This is a genomic window from Novosphingobium album (ex Hu et al. 2023) (genome assembly GCF_022832385.1).
In the GTDB taxonomy this organism is placed as follows: Bacteria; Pseudomonadota; Alphaproteobacteria; order Sphingomonadales; family Sphingomonadaceae; genus Novosphingobium; species Novosphingobium album.
In genome coordinates this window covers 1-499 of record NZ_JALHLE010000075.1, presented here as the reverse complement: position 1 = coordinate 499, position 499 = coordinate 1, and the positions used below count along the sequence as shown (strand labels likewise).

At 65.5% G+C, this 499-nt stretch carries 1 protein-coding gene; it reads right to left on the bottom strand.

Features of this window, described 5'->3' with window-relative positions:
• The coding region (locus tag MTR64_RS21270) for a hypothetical protein (protein WP_243996598.1) at positions 1–448 on the bottom strand (448 nt) is incomplete at its 3' end.
• Positions 449–499: the final 51 nt, after the last annotated feature.

Below are 499 nucleotides of genomic sequence, written 5' to 3'. Positions count from 1 at the left end.
GCTTGCCTGCTACTTCCAGCCGGGCACGCATCTCTTCTCCCGCAGACAGGCGCAGGTCTTCGGCGCGGTCGTTCTCACCGGCAAGGATAGCCGCACTGGCTTGACCCTCGACGGCAGCTCGCCAGGCGGTTAATCCATCGGCGACCTGATCCCAGCGAATCTGCCGGACCAGGGCATATTCCAGCTCGGCATCGGTGAAGCGCCCATCCTCGATAGCAGCCTTTGCCCGCTCCAGCGCAGCAAGGGCCGGATCGCGGATCGCCGGGTTTTCCAGATAAGCCACGCGGGTCCGCAAGGTGGCATTCTCGTCCAGCAACCTGCGCGCCGTACCGGCCTGTGCACGGATTGCCTCGACCAGCCTGGCCTCGCTGAGGTTGCGACCCTGCCCGACAATCACAGCCGCAATCGCATCCACAGTACGCCGTGACAGCCGGAGTTCCCGCGCCACCCGATCGCGGTCCTGCTGCAACCGGTCATACTGCGCACGACTCGCGCCAGA